Source organism: Streptomyces sp. NBC_01017 (assembly GCF_045162795.1).
Classification (GTDB): domain Bacteria; phylum Actinomycetota; class Actinomycetes; order Streptomycetales; family Streptomycetaceae; genus Streptomyces; species Streptomyces machairae.
This window is the reverse complement of record NZ_CP108683.1, coordinates 3,810,843-3,836,278: the sequence shown is the minus strand read 5'-3', so window position 1 is coordinate 3,836,278 and position 25,436 is coordinate 3,810,843. Positions and strand designations below refer to the sequence as shown.

The 25,436-nt window shown below is 70.1% G+C and carries 19 protein-coding genes; 6 read left to right on the top strand and 13 right to left on the bottom strand.

The genetic code is table 11. The annotated features are described in order from the left end of the window. The first annotated feature begins 71 nt into the window (after nucleotides 1–71). Nucleotides 72–1,097: an ATP-dependent 6-phosphofructokinase gene (locus tag OG331_RS17285; protein WP_391392961.1), complete on the top strand. Its 1,026-nt coding sequence runs from the start codon at nucleotides 72–74 to the stop codon at nucleotides 1,095–1,097. 89 nt (nucleotides 1,098–1,186) lie between these two features. On the opposite strand, the gene OG331_RS17280 is transcribed toward OG331_RS17285, so the two are convergent. The 7 genes from OG331_RS17280 to OG331_RS17250 form a co-directional block, all read right to left on the bottom strand. Continuing rightward, nucleotides 1,187–1,933, bottom strand: a complete 747-nt coding sequence (locus tag OG331_RS17280) for an XRE family transcriptional regulator (protein WP_406197098.1) — start codon at nucleotides 1,931–1,933, stop codon at nucleotides 1,187–1,189. Between the two features lie 367 nt (nucleotides 1,934–2,300). After that, entirely contained in the window at nucleotides 2,301–3,140 is an 840-nt protein-coding gene (locus tag OG331_RS17275; RefSeq protein WP_406197095.1) for a carbohydrate ABC transporter permease, read from the bottom strand. Nucleotides 3,141–3,146: 6 nt separating this feature from the next. Then, on the bottom strand, nucleotides 3,147–4,082 hold the full coding sequence (locus tag OG331_RS17270) for a carbohydrate ABC transporter permease (protein ID WP_406197092.1): 936 nt from the start codon (nucleotides 4,080–4,082) through the stop codon (nucleotides 3,147–3,149). 10 nt (nucleotides 4,083–4,092) lie between these two features. Continuing rightward, nucleotides 4,093–5,502 carry an extracellular solute-binding protein gene (locus tag OG331_RS17265; protein WP_406197089.1) on the bottom strand — a complete coding sequence of 470 codons (1,410 nt, stop codon included), beginning with the start codon at nucleotides 5,500–5,502 and terminating at the stop codon, nucleotides 4,093–4,095. A 147-nt stretch (nucleotides 5,503–5,649) separates the two neighbouring features. Then, nucleotides 5,650–6,354, bottom strand: coding sequence for a response regulator (locus OG331_RS17260; RefSeq protein ID WP_406197086.1), 705 nt, complete (start codon nucleotides 6,352–6,354; stop codon nucleotides 5,650–5,652). Further along, complete coding sequence (locus tag OG331_RS17255) at nucleotides 6,351–8,705, bottom strand: ATP-binding protein (protein WP_406197084.1); 2,355 nt, start codon at nucleotides 8,703–8,705, stop codon at nucleotides 6,351–6,353. Before OG331_RS17255 ends, OG331_RS17260 begins: the two co-directional genes overlap by 4 nt. Nucleotides 8,706–8,868: 163 nt before the next feature. After that, complete coding sequence (locus OG331_RS17250; RefSeq protein WP_406197082.1) at nucleotides 8,869–9,678, bottom strand: hypothetical protein; 810 nt, start codon at nucleotides 9,676–9,678, stop codon at nucleotides 8,869–8,871. 248 nt (nucleotides 9,679–9,926) lie between these two features. Between OG331_RS17250 and OG331_RS17245 the strand changes: the two genes are divergently transcribed. Next, complete coding sequence (locus OG331_RS17245) at nucleotides 9,927–11,339, top strand: cation:dicarboxylate symporter family transporter (RefSeq protein ID WP_406197080.1); 1,413 nt, start codon at nucleotides 9,927–9,929, stop codon at nucleotides 11,337–11,339. Between the two features lie 231 nt (nucleotides 11,340–11,570). Here the strand turns inward: OG331_RS17245 and OG331_RS17240 are convergent, their stop codons facing one another. Further along, on the bottom strand, nucleotides 11,571–12,476 hold the full coding sequence (locus OG331_RS17240; protein ID WP_406197078.1) for an aldo/keto reductase: 906 nt from the start codon (nucleotides 12,474–12,476) through the stop codon (nucleotides 11,571–11,573). A gap of 1 nt (nucleotide 12,477) precedes the next feature. Beyond that, entirely contained in the window at nucleotides 12,478–13,392 is a 915-nt protein-coding gene (locus tag OG331_RS17235) for an NAD-dependent epimerase/dehydratase family protein (protein WP_406197076.1), read from the bottom strand. A 45-nt stretch (nucleotides 13,393–13,437) separates the two neighbouring features. Here OG331_RS17235 and OG331_RS17230 point away from each other — a divergent pair, with 45 nt between their 5' ends. The 4 genes from OG331_RS17230 (at nucleotide 13,438) to OG331_RS17215 (ending at nucleotide 17,127) form a co-directional block, all read left to right on the top strand. Next, nucleotides 13,438–13,956, top strand: coding sequence for an Lrp/AsnC family transcriptional regulator (locus OG331_RS17230; RefSeq protein ID WP_406197072.1), 519 nt, complete (start codon nucleotides 13,438–13,440; stop codon nucleotides 13,954–13,956). Between the two features lie 29 nt (nucleotides 13,957–13,985). Beyond that, nucleotides 13,986–14,372, top strand: coding sequence for a MerR family transcriptional regulator (locus OG331_RS17225; RefSeq protein WP_362380467.1), 387 nt, complete (start codon nucleotides 13,986–13,988; stop codon nucleotides 14,370–14,372). A 14-nt stretch (nucleotides 14,373–14,386) separates the two neighbouring features. Continuing rightward, nucleotides 14,387–14,710: a thioredoxin family protein gene (locus tag OG331_RS17220; RefSeq protein ID WP_406210073.1), complete on the top strand. Its 324-nt coding sequence runs from the start codon at nucleotides 14,387–14,389 to the stop codon at nucleotides 14,708–14,710. 176 nt (nucleotides 14,711–14,886) lie between these two features. Further along, complete coding sequence (locus OG331_RS17215; RefSeq protein ID WP_406197069.1) at nucleotides 14,887–17,127, top strand: HelD family protein; 2,241 nt, start codon at nucleotides 14,887–14,889, stop codon at nucleotides 17,125–17,127. 109 nt (nucleotides 17,128–17,236) lie between these two features. On the opposite strand, the gene glgB is transcribed toward OG331_RS17215, so the two are convergent. The 4 genes from glgB to OG331_RS17195 all read right to left on the bottom strand — a co-directional run bounded on the left by glgB (nucleotide 17,237) and on the right by OG331_RS17195 (nucleotide 25,291). Continuing rightward, complete coding sequence (gene glgB / locus OG331_RS17210; RefSeq protein ID WP_406197067.1) at nucleotides 17,237–19,909, bottom strand: 1,4-alpha-glucan branching enzyme; 2,673 nt, start codon at nucleotides 19,907–19,909, stop codon at nucleotides 17,237–17,239. Continuing rightward, nucleotides 19,906–21,396 (bottom strand): maltokinase N-terminal cap-like domain-containing protein, encoded by a 1,491-nt coding sequence (locus tag OG331_RS17205; RefSeq protein ID WP_406197064.1) that lies wholly within the window; start codon nucleotides 21,394–21,396, stop codon nucleotides 19,906–19,908. The genes glgB and OG331_RS17205 overlap by 4 nt, the downstream gene beginning before the upstream one ends. An 86-nt stretch (nucleotides 21,397–21,482) precedes the next feature. Continuing rightward, the gene (gene treS, locus OG331_RS17200; protein WP_406197061.1) at nucleotides 21,483–23,183 is read right to left on the bottom strand and encodes a maltose alpha-D-glucosyltransferase; all 1,701 of its coding nucleotides are present in this window, start codon (nucleotides 23,181–23,183) and stop codon (nucleotides 21,483–21,485) included. Continuing rightward, complete coding sequence (locus tag OG331_RS17195; protein WP_406197058.1) at nucleotides 23,180–25,291, bottom strand: alpha-1,4-glucan--maltose-1-phosphate maltosyltransferase; 2,112 nt, start codon at nucleotides 25,289–25,291, stop codon at nucleotides 23,180–23,182. The genes treS and OG331_RS17195 overlap by 4 nt, the downstream gene beginning before the upstream one ends. Nucleotides 25,292–25,436 lie beyond the last annotated feature (145 nt).

Here is a 25,436-nt window from a genome sequence, read left to right as displayed (position 1 = left end):
ACATCCCCCTGGGGACATGAAACAATCGGACTGGCTCACCGGTATCAACAGCGAGCAGGAGACACAGCACGATGCGTATCGGAGTTCTCACCGCAGGCGGCGACTGCCCCGGCCTGAACGCCGTGATCCGGTCGGTCGTGCACCGTGCCGTCGCACAGTACGGCGACGAGGTGATCGGCTTCGAGGACGGGTACGCGGGCCTGCTGGACGGCCACTACCGCAGCCTCGACCTGGAGGCGGTCAGCGGCATCCTGGCCCGCGGCGGCACGATCCTCGGCTCGTCCCGGCTGGAGCGCGACCGGCTGCGCGAGGCCTGCGAGAGCGCCCCCGACATCGCCCGCGACTTCGGCATCGACGCGCTGATCCCGATCGGCGGCGAGGGCACGCTGACGGCGGCCCGCATGCTGTCGGACGCCGGCCTGCCCGTGGTCGGCGTACCGAAGACCATCGACAACGACATCTCGTCCACGGACCGGACGTTCGGCTTCGACACCGCGGTCGGCGTCGCCAGCGAGGCCATGGACCGGCTGAAGACGACGGCCGAGTCCCACCAGCGCGTGATGGTCGTCGAGGTCATGGGCCGCCACGCCGGCTGGATCGCGCTGGAGTCCGGCATGGCGGCGGGCGCCCACGGCATCTGCCTGCCCGAGCGCCCCTTCGACCCCGCCCTCCTCGTCTCGATGGTCGAGGAGCGCTTCGCGCGCGGCAAGAAGTTCGCGGTGATCTGCGTCGCCGAGGGCGCCCACCCGGCCGACGGCACCATGGACTACGGCAAGGGCGACATCGACCAGTTCGGCCACGAGCGCTTCCAGGGCATCGGCACCGCGCTGGCGTTCGAGCTGGAGCGCCGCCTCGGCAAGGAGGCCAAGCCGGTCATCCTCGGCCACGTCCAGCGCGGCGGTGTGCCCACGGCGTACGACCGCGTCCTCGCCACCCGCTTCGGCTGGCACGCGGTGGAGGCTGCCCACCAGGGCCAGTTCGGCAGGATGACCGCGCTGCGCGGGACCGACATCGTCATGGTGCCGCTTGCGGAGGCGGTGACCGAACTGAAGACGGTGCCGAAGGACCGCATGGAAGAGGCGGAGTCGGTGTTCTAGCACCGGACTGCCGGCTGCGCGTCACAGGCTTCAAGAAGGAGACGCAGGCCGGCCGGGACAACCTCCAGTCGAGTACGACCACTGAGACGTCAGGGGGCATCCCCTTGGACGGTCCTCCAGAAGTGCTCCACGATCCGGTCCAGGAACTCACGGCCGGCCGCGCTGGAGTCACTGCCGCCCCCGCCCCAGCTGAGCGTGGCGGTCATCTGACCCTGGTAGTTCTGGTGCAGCTCCTGAAGGGCGTCCTCCAGGACGCGCCGGTCCAGGGGCACCATCTTCCCGACGGGGCGTACGTACGCCTGCCAGCGCGTCGTCACGGCACTGCGCAGCAAGTCGGCGAGCTTCGCGTCACGGCCGGTGACGGTGATGAAGTCCGGCACCGTCAGGCCGAGGGTCTCGGCGAGGGCGGCGGACTGCCGGTCGGTGCCCTGCCAGTCGTCGCTCTCCTCCATGCGGAGGTACGTGCCGAGGTCGTGCCCGACGGTGCGGGCCACGTCCTCGGGGGCGAGGCCACGGGCGATGCGGTGCTCGCGCAACGTCCGAGGCTTGCCGAGCAGTTCACCGGGCGAGCACCACAGCACGCCCGCCAGAGCGGTCAGCTCGCTGTTGTCCGGTGAGGCGATCTCGCGTTCCCAGGCGATGACGAGGTCCTCGGTGACGTAGGGGAGTCCGTACGAGGTTCGCATGCCGTAGGCGACGTGCTCGGGCCGCATGTTGAGGGCGGCGCGCAGTCTGCGGGCGGCGGGGGCGTTGAAGGGGGGAGTGGGCGGGGTACGGCGGCTGGAGCGGTTGGGGGGCTGGTTCGGTTGGGCTTGGGGTCGGCGCACGGGCCACAACGTAGGGCGGCCGGAGTGGGGTGACTACGGTCTGTTCAGCCAGGATCACGGATTGTAGGAAGCTACGGCTACCGGCGGGTTCGACGCCCGGCGGACGCCGTCCGGGGCTGCGCGGGAGATGGGCGGGCGATCGCTCCGACGGGCGGTGGCATTCCCCGCATGGCAACCTCGGTGGGCATATTCGCAGGCGCCGCGCGGTGTCGATCTTCAGATGTCCGCCGGCGGTGCGGCGGGAGGGCATGGCGTGGGTGTCGGGCGTGCGAGCGGGCGTCGAAGGTGAGTACGTCCGACGGCGAGGGCATCGGGCCCGTGGCGGTGGACGGCAGGCGGCTCAATCCCGACGCTCGCCGCGCGCGACGGGACGCCCCTACCCCTTGACCGCCCCGCTCAACGCGAACCCGCCGCCCAGCCGCCTCGCCACCAGCACGTAGAGCAGAATCACCGGCGTCGAGTAGATGATCGAGAACGCCGCCAGCTGCCCGTACACCACCGTCCCCCGATTCCCGAAGAACTCGTTGATGCTCACCGCGGCCGGCATCTGGTCCGGCGTGAGCAGCAGCATGAACGGGACGAAGAAGTTCCCCCACATCATCACGAACGAGAACACCGTCACCACCGCCACCCCGGGCCCCATCAGCGGCAGTACGACCCGCGCCAGCGACTGGAGCGACGACGCCCCGTCCGTCCAGGCGGCCTCCTCCAGTTCCTTCGGCACCCCGTCCATGAAGTTCTTCATCAGCCAGATGGCGAACGGCAGTTGGGAGGCGGCGAAGAAGAAGATCGTCCCCTCCATGGTGTCGATGAGGTTCACCTGCACGAACAGGGCGTACACCGGCACCATGATCGCCGTGATCGGCAGGCTCGTCGCGAACAGGATCGTGAGCAGGAACGGGCGGTTGAAGCGGGACCGGAACCGTGACAGCGGGTAGGCGGCGAGCGCCGCGCACGCAACCGTCAGTGCCGTGCCCCCGCCGCACAGCAGCAGGCTGTTGAGCAGCGGTGTGAAGGTGATGTCCGGGGTGAGGACCGCGTCGAAGTTGTCCAGCGTGACGCCGTCCGGGACCTTCACCTGGAGTTTGGCGTTCGTGTCCAGCGAGGAGAGGAGCACCCACGCCAGCGGGAGTACGAAGGCCGCGGCCACCACCAGGAGGCCGGCGTCGGCGGCCAGGCGGTGCGAGGTGCGCCGGGACGAGAGAGTGCGGGGCATCGGGCGTCACACCTCCGTTCGCAGCAGACGCAGGTAGACCACCGAGAACAACGAGCCCACCACCAGGAGCAGGAGGGCGACCGCCGTGCCGTAACCGATCATGCTCTTCTGGAACGCCTCCTCGTACATGAACAACGGCAGTGTCTGGCTCTTGCCGCCCGGACCGCCCCTGGTCATCACCCAGATCAGGCCGAAGACGGACAGGGTCTGGAGCGTGATCAGCATGAGGTTGGTGCCGATGGAGCGGCGGATCATCGGGAGGGTGATGTGCCACATGCGGCGCCAGCCGCCGGCGCCGTCGACCTCGGCCGCCTCGGTGATCTCCTTGGGGATCTCGTTCAGTGCGGCGGAATAGACCAGCATCGAGAAGGCGGTGCCGCGCCAGACGTTCGCGAACGACACCGCCAGGATCGGGAGGGTGAACAGCCAGTTCTGGGTGGGGAGATGGAGCCAGTCCAGGATGGCGTTCAAGGTGCCCTCGCGGCGGAAGAAGGCGTAGAGGAGAAAGCCCGCGACGACCTCCGGCAGCACCCATGCCGTGATGACGACGGCGCCCACCAGGGTGCGAACGGGCTTCGACGCACGCTGCATCAGCGCGGCCAGGGCCAGGCCCAGGGTGTTCTGGCCGAGCAGGGCCGAGATGACGGTGAAGACGAGCGTCAGCCAGACCGCGTTGCGGAACGCCTCGTCGTCGAACGCCGCACGGAAATTGTCGAAACCGACGAACGAATCCTCGGCCTGGCCGGTGAGCTGAAGGTCGGTGAAGGCGATGTAGGCGCAGTAGGCGATGGGGCCGGCGAGGAAGAGGATCAGCAGGACGACGGCGGGCGTGACGGGCAGGGCCCGCAGGAACGGGACGTGACGAGGGCGGGCGCCGGGCGCGGCCGGTGCGGGGGCCCGGCCCGGCCCCTTCGCGAGGCCGGGGCCGGTGGCGGTCTTCATGAGTGGTGACTCACTTCTCGATCACCTGGCCGTCCGTCGCCGATTTCAGCTCCTCGTCGTACGACCTGGCCGCGTCCTCGACCGAGGCGTCACCTGTCGTCACGCCCTCCATCGCCTCCTGGATCGCGGTGGACACCTTCGGGTACGCCGGGTAGGCGGGCCGGTAGTGCGTCGACGCGACGAGGTCGGTGAAGAACTTGATGCCGGGCTGGGCGTCGACGTACGCGGGATCGGCCGCGACGTCCTTGCGCACCGCGATGCCCGAGTTGGCGATGTACCACTTCTGAGCGTTCGCCTTCGTCTGCATCGTCTTGATGAACTCGAAGGCCATGTCGGGATTGCCCGCCTTGGCCGGGATGGACCAGGTCCAGCCGCCGGACATGCTCACCTTGCCGGGGGCCTGGCCGTTCTGGGTGGGCATGTGGGCGAGGCCCAGCTTCCGCGACCACTCGGGCCATTCGTGGCCGCTGCCCTCCAGCCAGTCCTGCGGGAGCCAGGAGCCGTCCAGGTCGATGCCGAGCTTGCCCTCGGGGAGCAGTTCACCGCGCACGCGGGTACCGAAGTTGGGGTCGAGGGCGTCCGAGACGTCCGGCCCCAGCTTCTCCTTGTACACCGTCTCCACGAACGCGAGGGCGTCCTTGAACCCCTTGCCGCCGGTGATCCACTTCTTGGATGCCTTGTCATAGAGCGGGTCCGTGGCGCCGTCGTTCGTGCCGTAGAGCAGCATCTCGAAGCCCTGCATGGTCGCCGCCTCACCGGCGGGCTTGCCGGTGTAGACGTTGAGGGGGGTGACACCCGGGACCTTCTTCTTGATCGCTCGGGCGGCTTCGAGGACGTCGTCCCAGGTCTTCGGCTGCCAGTCGGCGGGCAGACCGGCCTTCTTGAAGATGTCCTTGCTGAACCACAGGCCCCGCGTGTCCGTCCCGTCCGGGACGCCGTACGTCTTCCCGTCCTCCCCCTTGGCCGCCGCCTTCGCCGTGTCGATGAACTGGCCCCAGTCCTTCCACTTGGCGAGGTAGGGGTCGAGCGGCTTCAAGTACCCGCTGGTGATGTCCGAGTTGATGAGGAACGTGTCCTCGTAGACCAGGTCCGGGGCGGTCTTGGGGGAGCGGAGCATCTGCTGGAGCTTGGTGTAGTACTCCGAGTCCGGGGCCTTGATCGGCACGAACTCGACCTTCTTGCCCGGGTTCGCCTTCTCGAACTGCTTCTTGATGTCCGCGAGGTAGGTGTCCATCACCTTGATGGAGTTGTCCGTGGACTGCTTGAAGGAGACCTTCAGGGTGTCGGGGTCGCTGCCGGATCCCCCACCACAGGCGGTGAGCGTGCCTGCGGCGGCGAGGGTGAGGGCGAGGAGCGAGGGGAGGGCGGGGCGAATTGGGCGGGCGGCTCGGACGGGGCGGGCGGTGGGGCGCACGGGCATGACCTCCTGGGGCCTACGTCGTTGTGGCCTGGGGTTGTCTGCCCGGTGAACCTAAGAGGAGTGGTCTAGTCAGGTCAATGAGTGTGCGTGGGATTGGGCGGTGGATCGGGAAGCTGCTCGGGAAGCTGCTCGGGCCGGGTGACGTCGTTACCGGACCGACCCCGCCGCCGGCACCCACCGATACACCAACTCCGGCCTACCCACCTGCCCATAGACCGGCGCCCGCTCGGCCCTCCCGGCCTCCACCAGGTGCTCCAGATACCGCCGAGCCGTGATCCGGGAAATCCCCACGGCCTCGGCCACCCCCGCCGCGGTGAGCCCCTCCTCGGCCTCCCGCACAGCCCCGGTCACCCGCTCCAGCGTCGGCCCGCTCAACCCCTTCGGCAACGCCGCCGGCCCCGGTGCCCGCAGTGTCGCCAGGGCCCGGTCCACCTCGTCCTGTCCGCTGGCCTCACCGACCGCCGCATGGAACTCGGCGTAGCGCACCAGGCGGTCCCGGAGCGTGGCGAACGTGAAGGGCTTCAGCACGTACTGCACGACCCCCAGCGACACGCCCTCGCGGACCACGGCGAGATCCCGAGCCGACGTCACCGCGATCACGTCCGCGTGGTGGCCGGCCGCTCGCAGCGACCGCGCCAGTTGCAGCCCGTGCACATCCGGCAGGTGCAGGTCCAGCAGCAGCAGATCCACCGGCGTACGCTCCAGCGTGCGCCGCGCCTCCGCACCGGTGTGCGCCTTGCCGACGGCGACGAAGCCCGGTACCCGGCCGACGTACATCATGTGTGCGTCCGCCGCGACCGGATCGTCCTCCACGACCAGGACCCGAATCGCCTGCTCGGCCGACGCCGTCATACGTCACCTCTCGAAACCACCGCACCACCGGAACCCGGGCGGGGCTCGGACTGCTGGGATTGCTGAGATCGCTGGGACTGGTGGGACTGCTGCGCAGGCTCGGTGTCGGGCAAGGGCTCGGCGCCCCCGATCGGCTCCGTGCCCGGCTGGGACTCCGTGCCCGGCTGGGGGGCGGCGTCCAGTTGGGCCTCGGCGCGGGGTTGGGGGCCGGCGTCCGGCCGGGAGCGGGCGTGTGGTTGGGGCTCGCTGCCGTGCAGCGGTCCGGTATCCGGCAGCGGTTCTGCGTCCGGCTGGTGTTCGCCGCCGTGCAGCGGCCTGGCATCCGGCAACGGTTCCGGGTTCGGCTGGTGTTCGCCGTCCGGCAGCGGCTTCGTGCGCGGCTGGGGTCCGCTGTCCGGCAGTGGCTTCGTGCCCGGCATGGGCTCGCCGCCGTGCAGCGGTCCGGTATCCGGCAACGGTTCTGCGTCCGGCTGGTGTTCGCCGTCCGGCTGCGGCTTCGTGCGCGGCTGGGGTCCGCTGTCCGGCAGTGGCTTCGTGCGCGGCTGGGGTCCGCTGCCCGCCAGGTGCTTCGCGTCCGGCAGGTGCTCGCCGCCGTGCAGCGGTCCGGCGTCCGGCTGGTGCTCGCCGCCCCGCAGCGACTCCGCGCCCTCCAGGTGCTCGCCGCCCTCCAGGTGCTCGCCCCCCTCCAGGGCCGCAGCACCTGGCACAGGTTCCGCCCCTTCCCCCCGAACCCCCTCCCGCAAGCGCCCCTCGCCCAGCGGTAGCCGCGCCTCGAACTCTGCCCCGCCCCCGGCAGCCGCCGCCACCGACAGGTCGCCGTCGTGCCGGTGTACCGCCTGTCGGACCAGCGCCAGTCCCAGGCCGCGCCCGCCCGGTCCCGCCGGCTTCGTCGAGAAGCCGCGCTCGAACACCGCCTCCGCGTGGGCGGGATCCACCCCGGCCCCCGTGTCGGACACCCGCAGGACCAGCTCTCCGCCCTGCGTGTACGCCGTCACCGTCACTCGCGCCCCCACACTGCCCTGCGCGGCGTCCACCGCGTTGTCGATCAGGTTGCCGAGGATCGTCACCAGATCCCGGGACGGCAGGGACGGCGGCAGCAGGCGGTCGTCCAGTCTGCTGTCCTGCGAGACGACGAGTTCGACGCCCCGCTCATTCGCCTGTGCCGTCTTGCCCAGCAGAAGCGCCGCCAGCACCGGTTCGCTGACCGCAGCGACGACCTGGTCCGTCAGCGCCTGCGCCAGCTCCAGCTCGGCCGTCGCGAACTCCACCGCCTCCTCGGCGCGTCCGAGTTCGATCAGCGAGACCACCGTGTGCAGTCGGTTCGCCGCCTCGTGCGCCTGTGACCGCAGCGCCTGGGTGAAACCCCGCTCGGAGTCCAACTCGCCCATCAGGGACTGCAGTTCGGTGACATCGCGCAGGGTCACCACCGTGCCGCGGCGCTCACCGCCCGACACCGGTGACGTGTTCACCACCAGCACCCGCTCCGCCGCGAGGTGCACCTCGTCCACCCGCGGCTCGGACGCCAGCAGCGCCCCGGTCAGCGGGGCCGGCAGGCCGAGCCGCGCGACCGACTGCCCCACCACATCGCCGGCCACGCCGAGCAGCTCGCGCCCGCCGTCATTGATCAGCGCCACCCGGTACTGCCCGTCCAGCATCAGCAGCCCCTCACGCACCGCGTGCAGGGCGGCCTGGTGGTAGTCGTGCATACGGCTCAGCTCGGCGGCGTTCATACCGTGGGTGTGCCGCCGCAGGCGGGCGTTGATGACGTACGTGCCGATCGCCCCCAACGCGAGGGCGCCCGCCGCCACCCCGATCAGGGCCGTCAGCTGGTCCTGCACCCGCTTGCTGATCTCCTCGACCCGGATGCCCGCGCTCACCAGCCCGACGATGTGCGAGGGCCGGTTCCCCCCGTCGTAGATCGGTACGACCGCCCGCACGGACGGGCCGAGCGTGCCGGTGTACGTCTCCCTGAAGGGCTCCCCGCGCAGGGCGCGCTCCGTGTGGCCGCGGAAGTGCTGCCCGATCTGCTTCTCGTCGGGGTGCGTCCAGCGGATGCCCTTTGGACTCATGATCGTGACGAAGTCGACCTCGGCGTCGCGCTGGACACGGAGCGCGTACGGCTGGAGCTCGGCCGTCGGATCGGCCGTACGGATCGCCTCCCCCACGGACGGGGCATCGGCTATCGACTGCGCCACCGCCATGGCCTGCCGGCCCGCCGCGTCCTCGGCCTGCCCGCGGTCGCTGACGTACGTGAACACCGCATACCCGGCGACGAGCACCGCTATCAGCACGGCCTGCATGGCGAAGAGCTGGCCGGCCAGGCTGCGGGGTCGCGGGACGGGGATGCGCATGCCGTCAGTGTGCCCCATGGCCGATTTTGGCCGACCAGCCTGTGGATAAGTGGTTCCCGTGGCTCAAGGACGTGACTTGATGTGAGTCACGTCACGTCACTGCCCAGGCCCCGTCTTCGGGTCAGGGTCCTCGGGTCAGGGTCCTCGGGTCAGGGTCTTCGGGTCATGGCTTCCGTCGGCGTCCGCCTTTTCCACCGCCACCGCCGCCACCGGCGAGCGCGGCCACCCCGACAGCGAACTCGCCGGTTGCCACGTGCATGCCGATCTGAAGGTCCGTGATCGGCTTGTGGATGTCGAAAAGGGTGGTGACACCCACGACGATCGAGCCCCGCGAACGCGCGAGCCGCTCCGTCTCCGGGGCCACCGGGATGTCCGGCCAGTGATGGTGGACCTCGCCGCTACGAACCGTCACGGAGACCCTCCGGTCCGCGATCGATGCGGTCAGGCCCCTGGTCGGGACGGCGTCCGGCGACAGCGCGTGCAGCCCACCGTCGAGCCCCAGTTCCTTGAAGACCTCCACCGTCCACACCTGCCACCCCCGAGCGGTCTCCCCGTTCTCCCGGTTCTCCTCGTTCTCCCCGTCCTCCCCCCTCTCCCCGTCGACGTACTGGAGAAGCGCGGCCTCGTAAGACGGATTCACCAGGAAGAACGGGGTGCCGTCGGAGGCCGCGCCGAGCGTCAGCAGGGCCGGCATGACGAACGTCCCCGCACGCCACGTCAGATGCGGAACGTCCGAGACCGGCGCCATCGGCCCCTCGTGCCAGCCGGGCGGGCGGCAGCCGGTGTGATGCAGCGATGCGTTGGCCAGCTCGCCGTCGGCGTACACGGCGAGCGCAGGCCGCCGCCACCGCCGTAGCGGACGGCCGCAGCTCTGGCAGTCGATCGCGCGCAGCTCCTCGCGGAGGTCGGAGAGCACGGACTCCCCGAGCTTCGACCGGGTCACCGGGTCGGTTCGTACCTTGATGCCGGCCATCGCGTTTCTCCGTCCACCGTTTCCGACGCCGCTCGTCCCGGTGCGGAACCTAGCCGCGTGCCACCGGGACCGGTCCCGGTGAACTAAATGAACGGAAGGGTGACCGCCCTCACATGACGGGAGATAGTCACCGCATCGCTGAGTACGACCCCGTCCCCCCTGGGGCTCGCCAGCCGATCAGCGAACCCCCCACCCCGGACGTGAGCCGCACGCCGGTGATACCGACGAAGACGTCAAGGAGGGCAGCCGTGGCCGCCGCCAGTTCCCCCGACAAGGCACCTGCCGCACCCGTCGCCAAAACCAAACGGGACCGCACGCACTACCTCTACATCGCGGTGATCATCGCGGTTGCCCTCGGTATCGCCGTGGGTCTGGCCGCGCCCGACTTCGCGGTCGAGCTGAAGCCCATCGGTACGGGCTTCGTGAACCTGATCAAGATGATGATCTCGCCGATCATCTTCTGCACGATCGTCCTGGGCATCGGCTCGGTACGGAAGGCGGCCAAGGTCGGCGCCGTCGGCGGTATCGCGCTCGTCTACTTCCTGGCGATGTCGCTGGTCGCCCTCGCCATCGGTCTCGTCGTCGGCAACATCCTGGAGCCCGGCACCGGACTCGCGGTCACCGACGCCATCAAGGACGTCGGTCACGCGCAGGTCGACGCCGAGGCCAAGGACACCACCGAGTTCCTGCTCGGCATCATCCCGACCACGATGGTCTCCGCCTTCACCTCGGAGTCGGTCCTTCAGACGCTGCTCATCGCGCTGCTCGCCGGTTTCGCGCTCCAGGCCATGGGTTCGGCCGGGGAGCCGATCCTCCGCGGCGTGCAGCACATCCAGCGGCTCGTCTTCCGCATCCTCGCCATGGTGATGTGGGCCGCGCCGATCGGTGCCTTCGGCGCCATCGCCGCCGTCACCGGTTCCGCCGGTGTGGACGCCCTGAAGAGCCTCGCCGTGCTGATGCTCGGCTTCTACGTCACCTGCTTCCTGTTCGTCTTCATCGTGCTCGGCGCGCTGCTGCGGGTCGTCGCGGGCCTCAACATCTTCACGCTCTTCAAGTACCTGGGCCGTGAGTTCCTGCTGATCCTTTCGACCTCCTCCTCCGAGTCGGCGCTGCCGCGCCTCATCGCGAAGATGGAGCACCTCGGCGTCAGCAAGCCGGTCGTCGGCATCACCGTCCCGACCGGCTACTCCTTCAACCTCGACGGCACCATGATCTACATGACCATGGCGTCCCTGTTCATCGCAGACGCCATGGGTACGCCGATGTCGATCGGCGAGCAGATCCCGCTGCTGCTCTTCCTGTTGGTCGCCTCCAAGGGCGCCGCGGGTGTCACCGGAGCCGGCCTCGCGACCCTGGCCGGTGGCCTCCAGTCGCACAAGCCGGCCCTGGTGGACGGCATCGGCCTCATCGTCGGCATCGACCGCTTCATGAGCGAGGCCCGCGCCCTGACGAACTTCGCGGGCAACGCGGTGGCGACGGTGCTGATCGGGACGTGGACGAAGGAGATCGACCGCGGGCGCGTCGACGAGGTGCTCGCCGGTCACATCCCGTTCGACGAGAAGACGCTCCTGGACGACGGGCACGGGGGTTCGGCGGACGCCGATGGCGATGCCGATGCCGTGCCGGGGCAGGGCGGGGAGAAGGAGCTCGCCAAGGCGTAAGCGCTCTGCTGGGAGAGCCGATGTGAGCTCGGGGGGTGCTGTTGTCGGCGGGCCGCAGGTCGTCTGTGGCTGGTCGCGCAGTTCCCCGGGCCCCTTGGGGCCTTCGGCCCCCGGGGACCGAAGGCCCCAAGGGGCCCGGCCTCCCCTCCGTTCTCCGGACGTCCGGCCCCGCCTGAACCGGGGCCGGACGTCCGGCATGTGCGCCGGGCGGCTGAGATGCTCCCCCGTCTCTCAGCCGCCCGGTCTCGTCGGCAGGGCCGCGTCGTTCAGCCGCGCCAGGTCCCGCGTGCTCAGCTCCAGGTCCGCCGCTGCCGCCGAGTCCCGGATCGTTCCCGGGCGGCTGGCGCCCGGGATCGGGATCACGGACGGGGACCGTGCCAGCAGCCAGGCCAGGGCCGTCTGCTGCGGGCTGACACCGCGTTCGGCGGCGATGGCGTGGAAGGCACTCGGGCGCGCCTCGCCCTCGACCTGTGACGGACCGTCCAGCGAGCTGCGGGAGATGCCGCCCAGCGGGCTCCACGGCAGGAACGCCAGCCCGAGTTCCGCGCACAGGCGGAGCTCGGCCTCACCGTCCCGGACGGCGGGCGAGTACCGGTTCTGCACCGAGACCAGGCGGTCACCGAGGATCCGGTGGGCCGCGCGGATCTGGTCCACGTCCGTGTTGGAGATGCCGGCCAGGCGGATGGTGCCCGCGTCGAGAAGGTCGCGCAGCGCGCCGACCGACTCCTCGAACGGAATCGCCGGATCGGGCTTGTGCAGCTGGTAGAGCCCGATCGCCTCGACGCCGAGCCGCCGCAGCGAGGCCTCGGCGGCCGCCTTGAGGTGACGGGGGTCGCCGTTCACCGTCCAGCTGCCGTCGGCAGGTCTGCCACGGCCGCCCTTGGTGGCCACCAGCAAGCCGTCCGTGTCGCCGCCGTACGCGGCCAGCGCGCGGCCCGCAAGGAGTTCGTTGTGACCGGGCCCGTCGCCCGGCAGATGGTACGAGTCCGCCGTGTCCAGCAGCGTCACCCCCGAGTCCAGGGCGGCGTGCACGGTCGCCAGGGCGCGCTTGTCGTCGGGGCGGCCCTCGATGGACAGCGGCATCAGGCCGAGGCCGATCGCGCTCACTCGGCGGGGTCCGAGAGTGCGGTGGCGCATGTCAGTCGTCGTCCTTTCCGAGGGTCTCGGCGACGGCCTCGGGAAGCCACTGCCGGGCGTGGGTGAACCGGAACCCGAGCCGGGTGGCACGCGAGTTGTCCATGCCGTGGGCGCGGGTGAAGGAGAACGGGGAGACCTCGCCGACCTCGACCCGCCGGAAGACGGCCGCACCGTGCGGGAGGTGCGCGGCGATGGCGTCGCACAGTTCCTCGGTGGTCAGCAGGCCGTGGGAGGCGGCGTTGACCGGACCCGTGAAGTCCTGGCCCACGGACCAGAACAGGAAGTCGGCGATCTCCTCGACATGGATGTACGTCGCCGGATGGTTGGCCACCGGTACGGCGATCGGTGTGCCGCTGCGGATGCGGCTCGCGTAGTGGGCCATACGGCCCGTGAAGTCGTCGTCCCCGCCCAGCACATGGGCGACGCGCACCGCCGCGCACGGAAAGGCCGGGTCGGCGGCGAACACCGCCTCCGCCTGCCGCTTGCCCTCGCCGTAGTGGGTGTCGAGGAACTCCGGGTCGTCCCACGGGAGTTCGAGGTCCACGGCCACACTCAGGGCGTCCACGTCCGGCTCGCGCACGGGGGCGATCGAGTCCTCGTACTCGTACACCTCGACCGTCGACGTCAGTATGTAGCGACGCGTACGGCCGGTGAGGACGCGGCGGGCGATCTCCGCCTGCCGTGGCGTGTAGCAGACCTGGTCGACGACGGCGTCGAACGTCCGCGAACCCAGCGCCGCCGTCAGGGACTTCTCGTCGTTCCGGTCGGCGACGAGGTGAACGGCGCCCGGGGGCGGCGCCGACGAGCCGCGATTGAGAACCGTCACCCGGTCCCCGGCGGCCAGCAGCCGTGCGATCAGCCGCTTGCCGAAATAGCGGTTGCCGCCGATGACCAGTACCTCTCGTGCCTGTCGCATGGCCATAATTCTCCTGGCCCTGCACCGCGTTCTGAAGGGGAAGACATGGGAGATCAGGCCACCACGCCGAAAGAACCGCGGCATCTGCGCTCAGCCGCCAACGAAACATCGGTGGCCTTCGACGCCCTGGACCGGCAGATCCTCGAACTGCTCCAGACCGACGGCCGGATCAAGCTGAGCGAGCTGGGCCGCCGGGTGCGCCTGAGCCCGGCAGCCGTCACCGAGCGCGTACGGCGGCTGGAGACGGCCGGCGCGATCACCGGGTACGGCGCCCATGTCGCCGCCGCCCGGCTCGGCTACGGCATCCAGGCCTTCATCCGGGTCAACCCGCACGGCGGCTACACCCTCCGACACCCGCGCACCCTCGAACTGCTCGACCGCCCGGAGATCACCGAGGTCCATCACGTCGTCGGCGAGGACTGCTGGATCCTCAAGGTGGCCGTCGAGGACACCGCCCACCTGGAGGAGATCCTCGAACAGACCTCGGCGCTGGGCCGTACGACGACGTCGATCGTGCTGTCCTCCCCGGTGCGCAGAAAGCCTCTCCTGCCACGGTTGCCCTGACGTCGGCGTCAAGGATTACGTTCGTATGCATGCGAATCGGCGAGCTGGCCGCGCGGGCCGGGACCACGACGCGCACGTTGCGCTACTACGAGTCGCGGGGGCTGCTGCCCGCGCGAAGGGGCGGCAACGGCTATCGGACGTACGACGAGAACGACCTGAAGCTGCTGCGGCAGATCAGGACGTTGCAGGACTTCGGGTTCGACCTGGAGGAGACCCGGCCCTTCGTGGAGTGTCTGCGGGCCGGGCACCCCGAGGGCGACTCGTGTCCCGCCTCGCTCGCGGTCTACCGGCGCAAGCTGGACGAGCTCGACGCCCTGATCGGCGAGTTGCAGGCCGTGCGGGCCAAGATCGGCCTGCGGCTGGCGATGGCCGAGGGGGATCCACCGTTGTGCGAACTGGGAGGGCAGGAGCTGTGATCAAGGCGGCGGGCGTGGCCGAGGTGACGGACGCGGACTTCGAGGCGGAGGTGATCGGGGCGGAGCTGCCGGTGCTGGTGGAGTTCACCGCGGACTGGTGCCCGCCGTGCCGGCAGATGGGGCCGGTGCTCACGGCCCTCGCCCGAGAGGAGGGCGAGCGGCTGAAGGTGGTCCAGCTGGACGTGGACACCAACCCCGAGACCACCAACGCGTACAAGGTGCTGTCGATGCCGACGTTCATGGTCTTCCGGGGCGGCGAGCCCGTGAAGGCGATGGTGGGCGCCCGGCCCAAGCGGCGGCTGCTGGAGGAGCTGTCCGACGTGTTCGAAGCGGACTGACCTGAGGCGACCTGGCGCAATACGAAGAAATCCCCCGAGCAATTGCGCTCGGGGGATTTCTTTCGTATATTTAATGGTTCGCGACTTCAGTGGAATTGAGTCGCGGAAAAGTTCAGTGAGCACAGTATATCCGGGCGGGAGCTGAATTGTCAAACACCGAATTTCAAGACGGTGAAATGCGGCGGGAGCAGGAATTCATCGACGGCCTGTACGCACGCGTGGACCTGCTGCGCGGCGACACCGAGGACTCCGTCACGGACGCGCTCGGCCAGGGCAACACGCCGATGCAGGCCCGCCTGGAGCGGGACATCCTGGTCGCCGAGCGCTCGGGGCTGCTCGCCGCACTGAATGCCGTGGACGGTTCGCTCTGCTTCGGCCGGATCGACCTGGCCTCGGGCACCACCCACCACATCGGCCGGATCGGCCTGCGCACCGACGACGCCGAGCGCACGCCGATCCTCATCGACTGGCGGGCCGACGTCGCCCGCCCCTTCTACCTGGCCACCGGCCACACCCCGATGGGGCTCAGGCGCCGCCGGCACATCACCACCAGCGGCCGTACGGTGTCCGCCCTGCACGACGAGATCCTCGACCTGGGGGACCAGGAGCGGACCGGCCACGAGGACCCGACCGGCGACGCCGTCCTGCTCGCCGCGCTCAACACCGCGCGCACCGGCCGCATGAACGACATCGTGCAGACCATCCAGGCCGAACAGGACGAGATCATCCGGGCACCGCACCGCGGGGTCCTGGTGGTGGAGGGCGGTCCGGGCACCGGCAAGACGGCGGTCGCCCTGCACCGCGCCGCGTTTCTCCTCTACGAGCACCGCGAGCTGCTCGCCAAGCGCGCGGTCCTGATCGTCGGCCCCAACCCCGCCTTCCTCGGCTACATCGGCGAGGTCCTGCCCTCGCTGGGCGAGACGGGCGTCCTGCTGGCCACGGTCGGCGAGCTGTTCCCCGGCGTACGGGCGACCGCGACGGACACGCCGGAGGCCGCCGCGGTGAAGGGCCGGGCCGAGATGGCCGACGTCCTCGCCGCCGTCGCACGCGACCGGCAGGCGCTGCCCGACCCGGTGATCGCGATCGAGCACGACCGCGAGGTCCTGATGCTCGACGACGACCTGGTGAAGGTGGCCCGCGAACGCACCCGCGACGCGGGGCTCCAGCACAACGTGGCGCGTGAGCACTTCGAGGGCCACATCCTCAACACGCTCACCGAGCTGTACGCCGAGCGCGTCGGCACCGACCCCTACGACGGCTCCAGCCTGCTGGACCCCGCCGACGTCACCCAGATCCGCGACGAGATCGCCGACAACCCCGAGGTGTGGTCCGCCATCGACCAGCTGTGGCCGGTGCTCACCCCGCAGCGGCTGGTCGCGGACTTCCTCGCCGACCCGCAGGACTACCTCTCCGACACGGACGCCGCCGCCGTCCGCCGCCCGGTGACGCGGGCGTGGACGGTCGCCGACGTGCCCCTGCTGGACGAGGCCGCCGAACTGCTGGGCGAGGACGACCGAGTGGCGCGGGCGCGCGCGGACCGCGAACGCGAGACACAGATCGCCTACGCGCAGGGCGTGCTGGACGTGTCGTTCGCCTCCCGGACGTACGAGTTCGAGGACAAGGAGGACAGCGACCCCGAAGGCTCCGAGGTGCTGTCGGCCCACGACATCATCGACGCCGAGCGCTTCGCGGAACGCCACGAGGAGGACGACCACCGCAGCGCCGCCGAGCGCGCGGCGGCCGACCGCACCTGGGCGTTCGGGCACATCATCGTCGACGAGGCGCAGGAGTTGTCGCCGATGGCCTGGCGGCTGCTCATGCGGCGCAGCCCGACCCGCTCGATGACGCTGGTCGGCGACCCCGCCCAGACGGCGGAGGCGGCCGGCGTGGGCTCCTGGTCCAAGATCCTGTCCCCCTACGTCGAGGACCGCTGGGACCACACCCGCCTCGGCGTCAACTACCGCACCCCCGCCGAGATCATGGAGCTGGCCGCGGCGGTCGTACGCGCGGAGCACCCCGGCTTCGAACCGCCGAGTTCCGTACGGTCCACAGGCGTACGTCCCTGGATCCGCGCCACCGACGACCTGCCCGGCGCCGTCGCCAAGGCGATCGCCGAACTCACCCCCGCCGAGGGCCGCCTGGCCGTCATCGCCCCACGCGACCTGCACCGGTCGCTGGCCTCGCGCCTGGACGGCATCACGGCCGGCACCGAACCTGACCTGACACGGACGGTCGTCCTCCTCGACCCCCGCCAGGCGAAGGGCCTGGAGTTCGACTCGGTCCTGGTCGTCGAGCCGGGGCTGTACGGCACGAGCGACCTGTACGTGGCCCTGACCCGGGCGACCCAGCGGCTGGGGGTGCTGCACACGGGGTCGCTGCCGCCGGGCTTGGCCGAGGGCGTGCCGGCGTCGGGGTGACCGCCCCTGGGGGTCGCCGCCCCCAGACCCCCGCTTCGGCCTGAACGGCCTCGTCCTCAAACGCCGGACGGGCTGGGTGGGTCAGCTCGTCCGGCGTTCGAGAGGGTGTCTACGCCGGTCGCAACCACACCGTCGCCAATGGCGGCAGCGTCAGCCGGATGCTGGCCGCCCGCCCGTGCCAACCCTGCGGCTCGGGCTTGACCGGATCAGGGTTGGTGACGTCGCCGCCGCCATACCGCGCCGCGTCCGTGTTCAGCGCCTCGTGCCACGCGGGCACGTCGTCCGGCACCCCCAGCCGGTACTCGTGCCGCACGACCGGCGACAGATTCGACACCGCCAGCAGCGGAGCCCCCTCCGCGTCGTAGCGCAGGAACGCGAGCACGTTGTCGTCGGCGGCGTCTCCCACCACCCACTGGAACCCGGCAGGGTCGGCGTCCCGCTGCCACAGGGCAGGCGTGTGCCGGTACACCGTGTTCAGATCGCGGACCAGGTCCCGCACCCCGCGATGGTCCGGCTCCGCCCCGTACGCCGGATCGAGCAGCCACCAGTCCGGCCCGTGCGCCTCCGACCACTCCGCCCCCTGGGCGAACTCCTGCCCCATGAAGAGCAGTTGCTTGCCCGGGTGGGCCCACATGAAGCCCAGGTACGCGCGGTGGTTGGCGCGCTGCTGCCACCAGTCGCCCGGCATCTTCGAGACCAGCGACCGCTTGCCGTGCACGACCTCGTCGTGGGAGATGGGCAGCACGTAGTTCTCGCTGTAGGCGTACACCATCGAGAACGTCATCTCGTTGTGGTGGTGCTTGCGGTGCACGGGCTCCTTCGCCATGTACTCCAGCGAGTCGTGCATCCACCCCATGTTCCACTTCAGCCCGAAACCGAGACCCCCGAAGCCACCCGGGCCGGCCACATGCGTCGGGCGCGTCACACCGTCCCAGGCCGTGGACTCCTCCGCGATCGTCACGACTCCCGGCACCCGCCGGTACACCGTCGCGTTCATCTCCTGGAGGAACGCCACCGCGTCCAGGTTCTCCCGCCCGCCGTGCTCGTTCGGGACCCACTGCCCCGGCTCGCGCGAGTAGTCGAGGTACAGCATGGAGGCGACGGCGTCGACCCGCAGCCCGTCGATGTGGAACTCCTCGCACCAGTAAATGGCGTTGGCCACAAGGAAGTTGCGCACCTCGCGCCGGCCGAAGTCGAACTCCAGGGTGCCCCAGTCGGGGTGGGCGGACCGCAGCGGGTCCTCGTGCTCGTACAGCGGACGCCCGTCGAACTCGGCGAGCGCCCAGTCGTCGCGCGGGAAGTGCGCCGGGACCCAGTCCATCAGGACGCCGATGCCGGCCTGGTGGAGGGAGTCCACCAGGTACTTGAAGTCGTCGGGGGTGCCGAGCCGGGCCGTGGGCGCGTAGAAGCCGGTGACCTGGTAGCCCCAGGAGCCGCCGAAGGGGTGCTCGGCGACCGGCATCAGCTCGACGTGGGTGAAGCCCAGGTCCTTGACGTACGCGGGCAGCTGCTCGGCGAGTTGCCGGTACGTCAGTCCCGGCCGCCAGGAGGCCAGATGGACCTCGTAGACCGACAACGGCGCCTCGTGCGTCGGCACCGACCCGCGCCGCGCCAGCCACTGAGCGTCGCCCCACTCGTGCTGCGAGGCGTACACGATCGACGACGTGTGGGGCGGGGCCTCGGTCCGGCGGGCCAGCGGGTCGGCGCGCAGGGTCTTCGAACCGTCGGGCCGGGTGATCTCGAACTTGTACAGCTCGCCCTCGCCGATGCCCGGCACGAACAGCTCCCACACGCCCGTACCGCCGAGCGAGCGCATGGGATATCCCGTGCCGTCCCAGAAGTTGAAGGTGCCGGCCAGCGACACACCCCGCGCGTTCGGCGCCCACACCGTGAACCGGGTGCCGGTCACGCCCTGGTGGGTCATCGGTTCGGCGCCGAGCGCCTTCCACAGCTCCTCGTGCCGGCCCTCGCCGATCAGATGCAGGTCGAGCTCGCCCAGCGCGGGCAGGAAACGGTACGCGTCCTCGGTCTCCTGCACCGAGCCCTCGTACCCCACCAGGAACTGGTAGCCCGCCGGCACCTCCAGAAGCGGCAGCAGCCCGGAGAAGAACCCCTCCCCGTCGTCGTGCAGTTCGGCCCGCAGGCTGTCCACGACGACGGTCACCGACAGGGCGTACGGCCTGAAGGCCCGGAAGGCGACACCGCCGGGCACCGGATGCGCGCCGAGGACGGAGTGCGGGGCGTGGTGGGTGCCGTTGAGGAGGCGGTCGCGGTCGGCGGCGTCGAGGGCGGGGGACACGGCCACGTCCGCGGGGGCGGCCGGCAGTTCGACGGGGACCGCTTTTTGGGCGGGGATCTTCTTGGGCGCCGTCTTCTGCGCGGGAATCCTCTTGGCGGAGGCCTTCTTCCCCGCCGTGCTCTTCGACGTGGTCGTGCTCTTCGCGGCGGTGGTCTTCGCGCCCGCCTTCTTGGCCACGGCTTTCTTGGCCACGGCTTTCTTCGCGGTCGCCTTCTTCGCCGGGGCCTGCTTCGCGGCCGTCTTCTTCGCCGTCGTCTTCTTGGCGGTCGCCTTCTTCGCCGCGTCCGCCTTGGCCGCGGTGGCCTTCTTCGTCCCCTTCCTCATGGCGTCCGCGGCCTTCTCGGCGGCATTGGCCGTCTTCGCGGTCGCCTTCTTCGCGACGCTCGTCTTCTCGGCGGCCTGCTCCTGGGACTTCTCCACGGCCGGCTTCTCAGCCGTCTTCTTTGAATCCGAACCGCTGGAGGGAGTGGTGCGGGGGGTCACGGGCGGGGCCTCCTAGGCGAAGGTGGGGAAGAGGGGATGGAGGAGATGGAGGGGGTGGCGGGGATCGCGGAAGGCGAGGTGTCCGCGCCCGCGGCCAGTCGGCTTATGGCGGACAGCGGTACCGGGAGCCAGTCGGGGCGGTGACGGGCCTCGTAGACGACCTCGTAGATCGCCTTGTCGGTCTCGTACGCACGCAGCAGCACCGGATCGGTCCGCGGATCGGCGCCGCTGACCTGTGCGTATCCGGAGCAGTAGGCGGCCCGGCAGGTGTCGGCCCAGCCCGGTACCGAAGGGTCGGCCGAGTGGGCCGCGTAGTCGAAGGAACGCAGCATGCCCGCGACGTCCCGTACCGGCGGCTGTGGCATCCGCCGTTCGGCCAGCGGCTTCGACGGCTCGCCCTCGAAGTCGATCAGCCACCACTGCCCGCCGGGCGAGCGCAGGCACTGTCCGAGGTGCAGGTCACCGTGGATGCGCTGGGCGGTCCAGGTGCAGCCCTCGGCGGCGAGACCGGCCAGCGCCTCGAAAGCGGACCGCAGGCCGGGCGCGTACGGCCGCAGCGCGGGCACCGCCTGCGCTGCCGCGTCGAGCCGCTCGACCATGCCGTCGACCAGTTGCTGCACCTGCGTGTGCCCGAGGGTGACGGTCGGCAGCGTGCGGGCCAGTGCGGTATGCACCTCGGCGGTCGCGCGCCCGAGCGCCCGTGCCGCGGACGCGAAGTCCTCGCCCTTGGCCAGCTCGCGCAGCGCCAGCTCCCAGCCGTCCGCGGCGCCCTGCACGAAGGGCTGCAGCACGCCCAGCACATACGCCTCGTCCGCCGGTGCTCCGGCAGGTGCGAGCTCCGCCCGGATCCACGCCGTCGGCGCGGGCACCCGGTCGCAGCCCTCGCGGGCCAGTGCCAACGGAAGCTCCAGGTCGGGGTTGACGCCGGGCACGACCCGGCGCAACAGCTTCAGGATGAACGTATCGCCATAGATGACCGACGAGTTCGACTGTTCGGAGGTGACCAGGCGCGGCACCAGACCGGACCGGATCTCCTGGCTGTCGTCCCGCTCGAAGCGCAGTCCGCCGATCCGGGCTCCGGTGCGCAGCGCCTCGAGGAGGAGCTCGGTGGGACGGGTGTCGTACAGGGCGTCGTACACCGTGCGTCCGGCGAGCGGGCCGTCGGCCACGTGTCCGATCAGCGCGGGCGCCAGCCGGGGCGGCAGGGCCTCGCGCTCGCCTATCAACAGCTGGTAGCAGTCGGCGGGCTGCTCGGGCGCGCCCGGCACCGGCGCGATGGCCTGGTGCGCGCGCACGAGCAGGTGGTACAGGCCCAGCTTGCCGCCGGGCGGAAGCAGTTCGGTGGCCGCCACCAGAGAGAACCCGGTGACCGGACGGCCCTTGCCCGCGAACCAGCGCTGCCGTGGCAGCCACTCCCGCAGCAGGGGGTCCAGCGAGGCGAGAAGACCTGGTGAGGTCGTGAGGGTGCGGGTGACGGCTTTCGACATGGCGTCACGTCCTTTCCCCGGGCCGGGCGGGGTGGTTACTGATGCGTGCCCCGGGCGGGGCGGGAGAAACCGCCCCGCCCGGGCTCTCAGGCGGCGTCCTTGCGCAACCGGAACCAGTAGAAGCCGTGGCCTCCGAGGGTCAGCAAGTACGGCAGGTCACCGATGGCCGGGAATCGCACCCCGCCGAACAGCTCGACCGGATGGCGCCCGTTGAACCGGCGCAGATCCAGCTCCGTCGGCTGCGCGAACCGCGAGAAGTTGTTCACGCACAGCACGAGATCGTCCTCGTATTCGCGCAGGAAGGCGATCACGGCCGGATTCGACGACTGGAGTTCCGTGTAGGAGCCGAGTCCGAACGCCGGATTCTGCTTGCGGATCTCGATCATGCGGCGGGTCCAGTGCAGGAGAGAGGACGGCGAGGACATGGACGCCTCGACATTCGTCACCTGGTAGCCGTGGACGGGATCCATGATGGTCGGCAGATACAGCCGTCCCGGGTCGCACGACGAGAATCCCGCGTTGCGGTCCGGCGTCCACTGCATGGGAGTCCGTACGGCGTCGCGGTCGCCGAGCCAGATGTTGTCGCCCATGCCGATCTCGTCGCCGTAGTACAGGATCGGCGAGCCGGGGAGCGACAGCAGCAGGGCGGTGAACAGCTCGATCTGATTGCGGTCGTTGTCCAGCAGGGGTGCCAGCCGGCGCCGGATTCCGATGTTGGCGCGCATGCGGGGGTCCTTGGCGTACTCCGCCCACATGTAGTCGCGTTCCTCGTCGGTGACCATCTCCAGGGTCAGCTCGTCGTGGTTGCGCAGGAAGATGCCCCACTGGCAGCCGGACGGGATGGCCGGGGTCTTGGCGAGGATTTCGGAGACGGGGTAGCGGGATTCCCGTCGCACGGCCATGAAGATCCGCGGCATCACCGGGAAATGGAAGGCCATGTGGCACTCGTCGCCACCGCCGGCGTAGTCGCCGAAGTAGTCGACGACGTCCTCCGGCCACTGGTTGGCCTCGGCGAGCAGCACCGTGTCCGGGTACTGGGCGTCGATCTCCTTGCGCACCCGCTTGAGGAGTTCGTGCGTCGCGGGGAGGTTCTCGCAGTTCGTTCCCTCCTCCGCGTACAGATACGGCACCGCGTCCAGCCGGAATCCGTCGATTCCCAGGTCCAGCCAGAATTTCAGCGCCGAGAGGATCTCCTCCTGGACGGCCGGGTTCTCGTAGTTCAGGTCCGGCTGGTGGGAGAAGAAGCGGTGGAAGAAGTACTGCTTGCGGACCGGGTCGAAGGTCCAGTTGGAGGCCTCGGTGTCGACGAAGATGATGCGGGCGTCGGCGTACTGCTTGTCGTCGTCGGCCCACATGTAGTAGTCGCCGTAGGGGCCGTCGGGGTCGCTTCTCGATTCCTGGAACCACGGGTGCTGGTCGCTGGTGTGGTTCATGACGAAGTCGATGATGACCCGCATGCCGCGCTGGTGGGCGGAGTCGACGAATTCGACGAAGTCGGCGAGGTCTCCGAATTCGGGCAGGACGGAGGTGTAGTCGGAGACGTCGTATCCGCCGTCGCGCAGGGGTGATTTGAAGAAGGGCGGCAGCCACAGGCAGTCGACGCCGAGCCATTGCAGGTAGTCGAGTTTGGCGGTGAGGCCTTTGAGGTCGCCCACGCCGTCGCCGTTGCTGTCCTGGAAGGAGCGGACCAGGACCTCGTAGAAGACGGCGCGTTTGAACCAATCCGGGTCACGATCCTTGGCAGGAGTGTCCTCGAAGGTGTCCTGAACGGGCTCGTTGACGATCATTTTATGGGTGACCCTCCGATCTGCGGGGTGGACGGTCGCAGGACGGTGAGGATGTGCGCGGGACGAGTGCCCGGTTCGAGACGCACGTAATTCGCCCTGCCCCAGTGATAGGTCTCGCCGGTGAGCTCGTCGCGCACCGGCACCGACTCGTGCCAGTCCAGGCCGAGTTGCGGCATGTCCAACGAGACCGTCGCCTCCTGGGTGTGGTGCGGGTCGAGGTTGGCGACCACCAGAACCGTGTTCGATCCGCTGCGCTTCGAGTACGCGATCACCGCTTCCTGGTCCGCGTGGTGGAAGTGGAGATCGCGCAACTGTCGCAGGGCCGGATTCGCCCGCCGGACGGCGTTGAGCTGGGTGAGCAGGGGTGTGACGGTGCGGCCTTCGCGCTCCGCCGCCTCCCAGTCGCGAGGACGGAGCTGGTACTTCTCCGAGTTCAGATACTCCTCGCTGCCCTTGCGCAGGGGGGTGTTCTCGCAGAGCTCGTAGCCGCTGTAGATGCCCCAGGTGGGGGAGAGGGTCGCGGCCAGCACCGCGCGCACCTCGAAGGCGGGCCTGCCCCCTTCCTGGAGGAATTCGTGCAGGATGTCGGGGGTGTTGGCGAAGAAGTTGGGCCGCATGTAAGAGGCCGTTTCGCCGGAGAGTTCGGTGAGGTACTCGGTGAGTTCCTGTTTGCCGTTGCGCCAGGTGAAGTACGTGTAGGACTGCTGGAAGCCGATCTGGGCCAGGGTGTGCATCATCGCGGGGCGGGTGAAGGCCTCGGCGAGGAAGATGACGTCGGGGTCGGTGCGGCCGATGTCGGCGATGACCTGCTGCCAGAAGACGACGGGTTTGGTGTGCGGGTTGTCGACGCGGAAGATGCGCACGCCGTGGGCCATCCAGTGGCGCAGGATGCGCAGGGTTTCCTCGACCAGGCCGTCCATGTCGGCGTCGAAGGCGATGGGGTAGATGTCCTGGTACTTCTTCGGCGGGTTCTCGGCGTGGGCGATGGTGCCGTCGGGGCGGTGGTGGAACCACTCGGGGTGTTTGTCGACCCAGGGGTGGTCGGGGGAGCACTGCAGGGCGAAGTCGAGGGCGACTTCCAGGCCGAGTTCGCTAGCCCGGGCGACGAACCAGTCGAAGTCGTCGAGGGTGCCGAGGCCGGGGTGGACGGCGTCGTGGCCGCCCTCGGGGGAGCCGATGGCCCAGGGCACGCCGACGTCGTCGGTGCCGGCGGAGAGGGTGTTGTTGGGGCCCTTGCGGAAGGTGGTGCCGATCGGGTGGATCGGCGGCAGGTAGACCACGTCGAAGCCCATGGCGGCGATGGCGGGCAGTCGGCGGGCGGCGGTGCGGAAGGTTCCGTGGGGCTGCTCGGGGGTGCCCTCGGAGCGGGGGAAGAACTCGTACCAGGAGCCGAACAGGGCCCGCTCCCGTTCCACCAGCAGGGGCAGTGGGTCCGAGGCGGTGACCAGGTCCCGCAGCGGATACCGCCCCAACACCGCGTCCACCTCGGGCGTCAACGCGGCCGCCAGCCGCCAGGCGGCCGGGCGGTTCTCGTCCCGCAGCGCCTCGACGGCCGCGAGGATCACCGACCGCCCCTCGCTCTCGGGGATCTCGGCGGCCGCACGCCCGTACAGCCGCGCGCCCTCCTCCAGGACCAGTTCCGTGTCCATCCCGGCCGGGATCTTGATCTGTGCGTGGTGCCGCCAGGTGGCCACCGGATCGCCCCAGGCCTCGACCCGGTAGGTCCAGTGGCCCGGCTCGCCGGCGGTGACGGTGGCGCCCCAGCGGTCGGTGCCCGGGGCGAGTTCGCGCATCGGCGTCCAGGGGCCGGGCCGGCCGTCCGGGTCGGTCAGTACGGCGTTGGCGGCGACGGCGTCGTGTCCCTCCCGGAACACGGTCGCCGAGATCTCGAAGGTCTCGCCGGTCACGGCCTTCGCGGGCCTGCGCCCGTGCTGGACGACCGGGCGGACGTCGAGGACGGGTATGCGCCCGACACCGGCCGCCGTGTCGTTCGCGGAGGATCGCTCCGGAGCCGGCGGTCCGGGGTCGGCGCGTGCGGTGCGGGGGGCTGGGGGTGCTTCGGTGCGCGACGTCGGGGGTGAGGACGACTGGTGGTGCATGGCGGGCATGACCGCTCCTGTCCGCGTCATCTTGGGTGGGCGGATGGCTGTGGGGAGGTGGGTCCTGCGTGGTTCGTTCCGGCGCGCGCCCGGGGGCGCACGGGTGGGGTTACCGCTGGAGCCTTCCCACCCTATTCGGGTACGCAATCCGGCA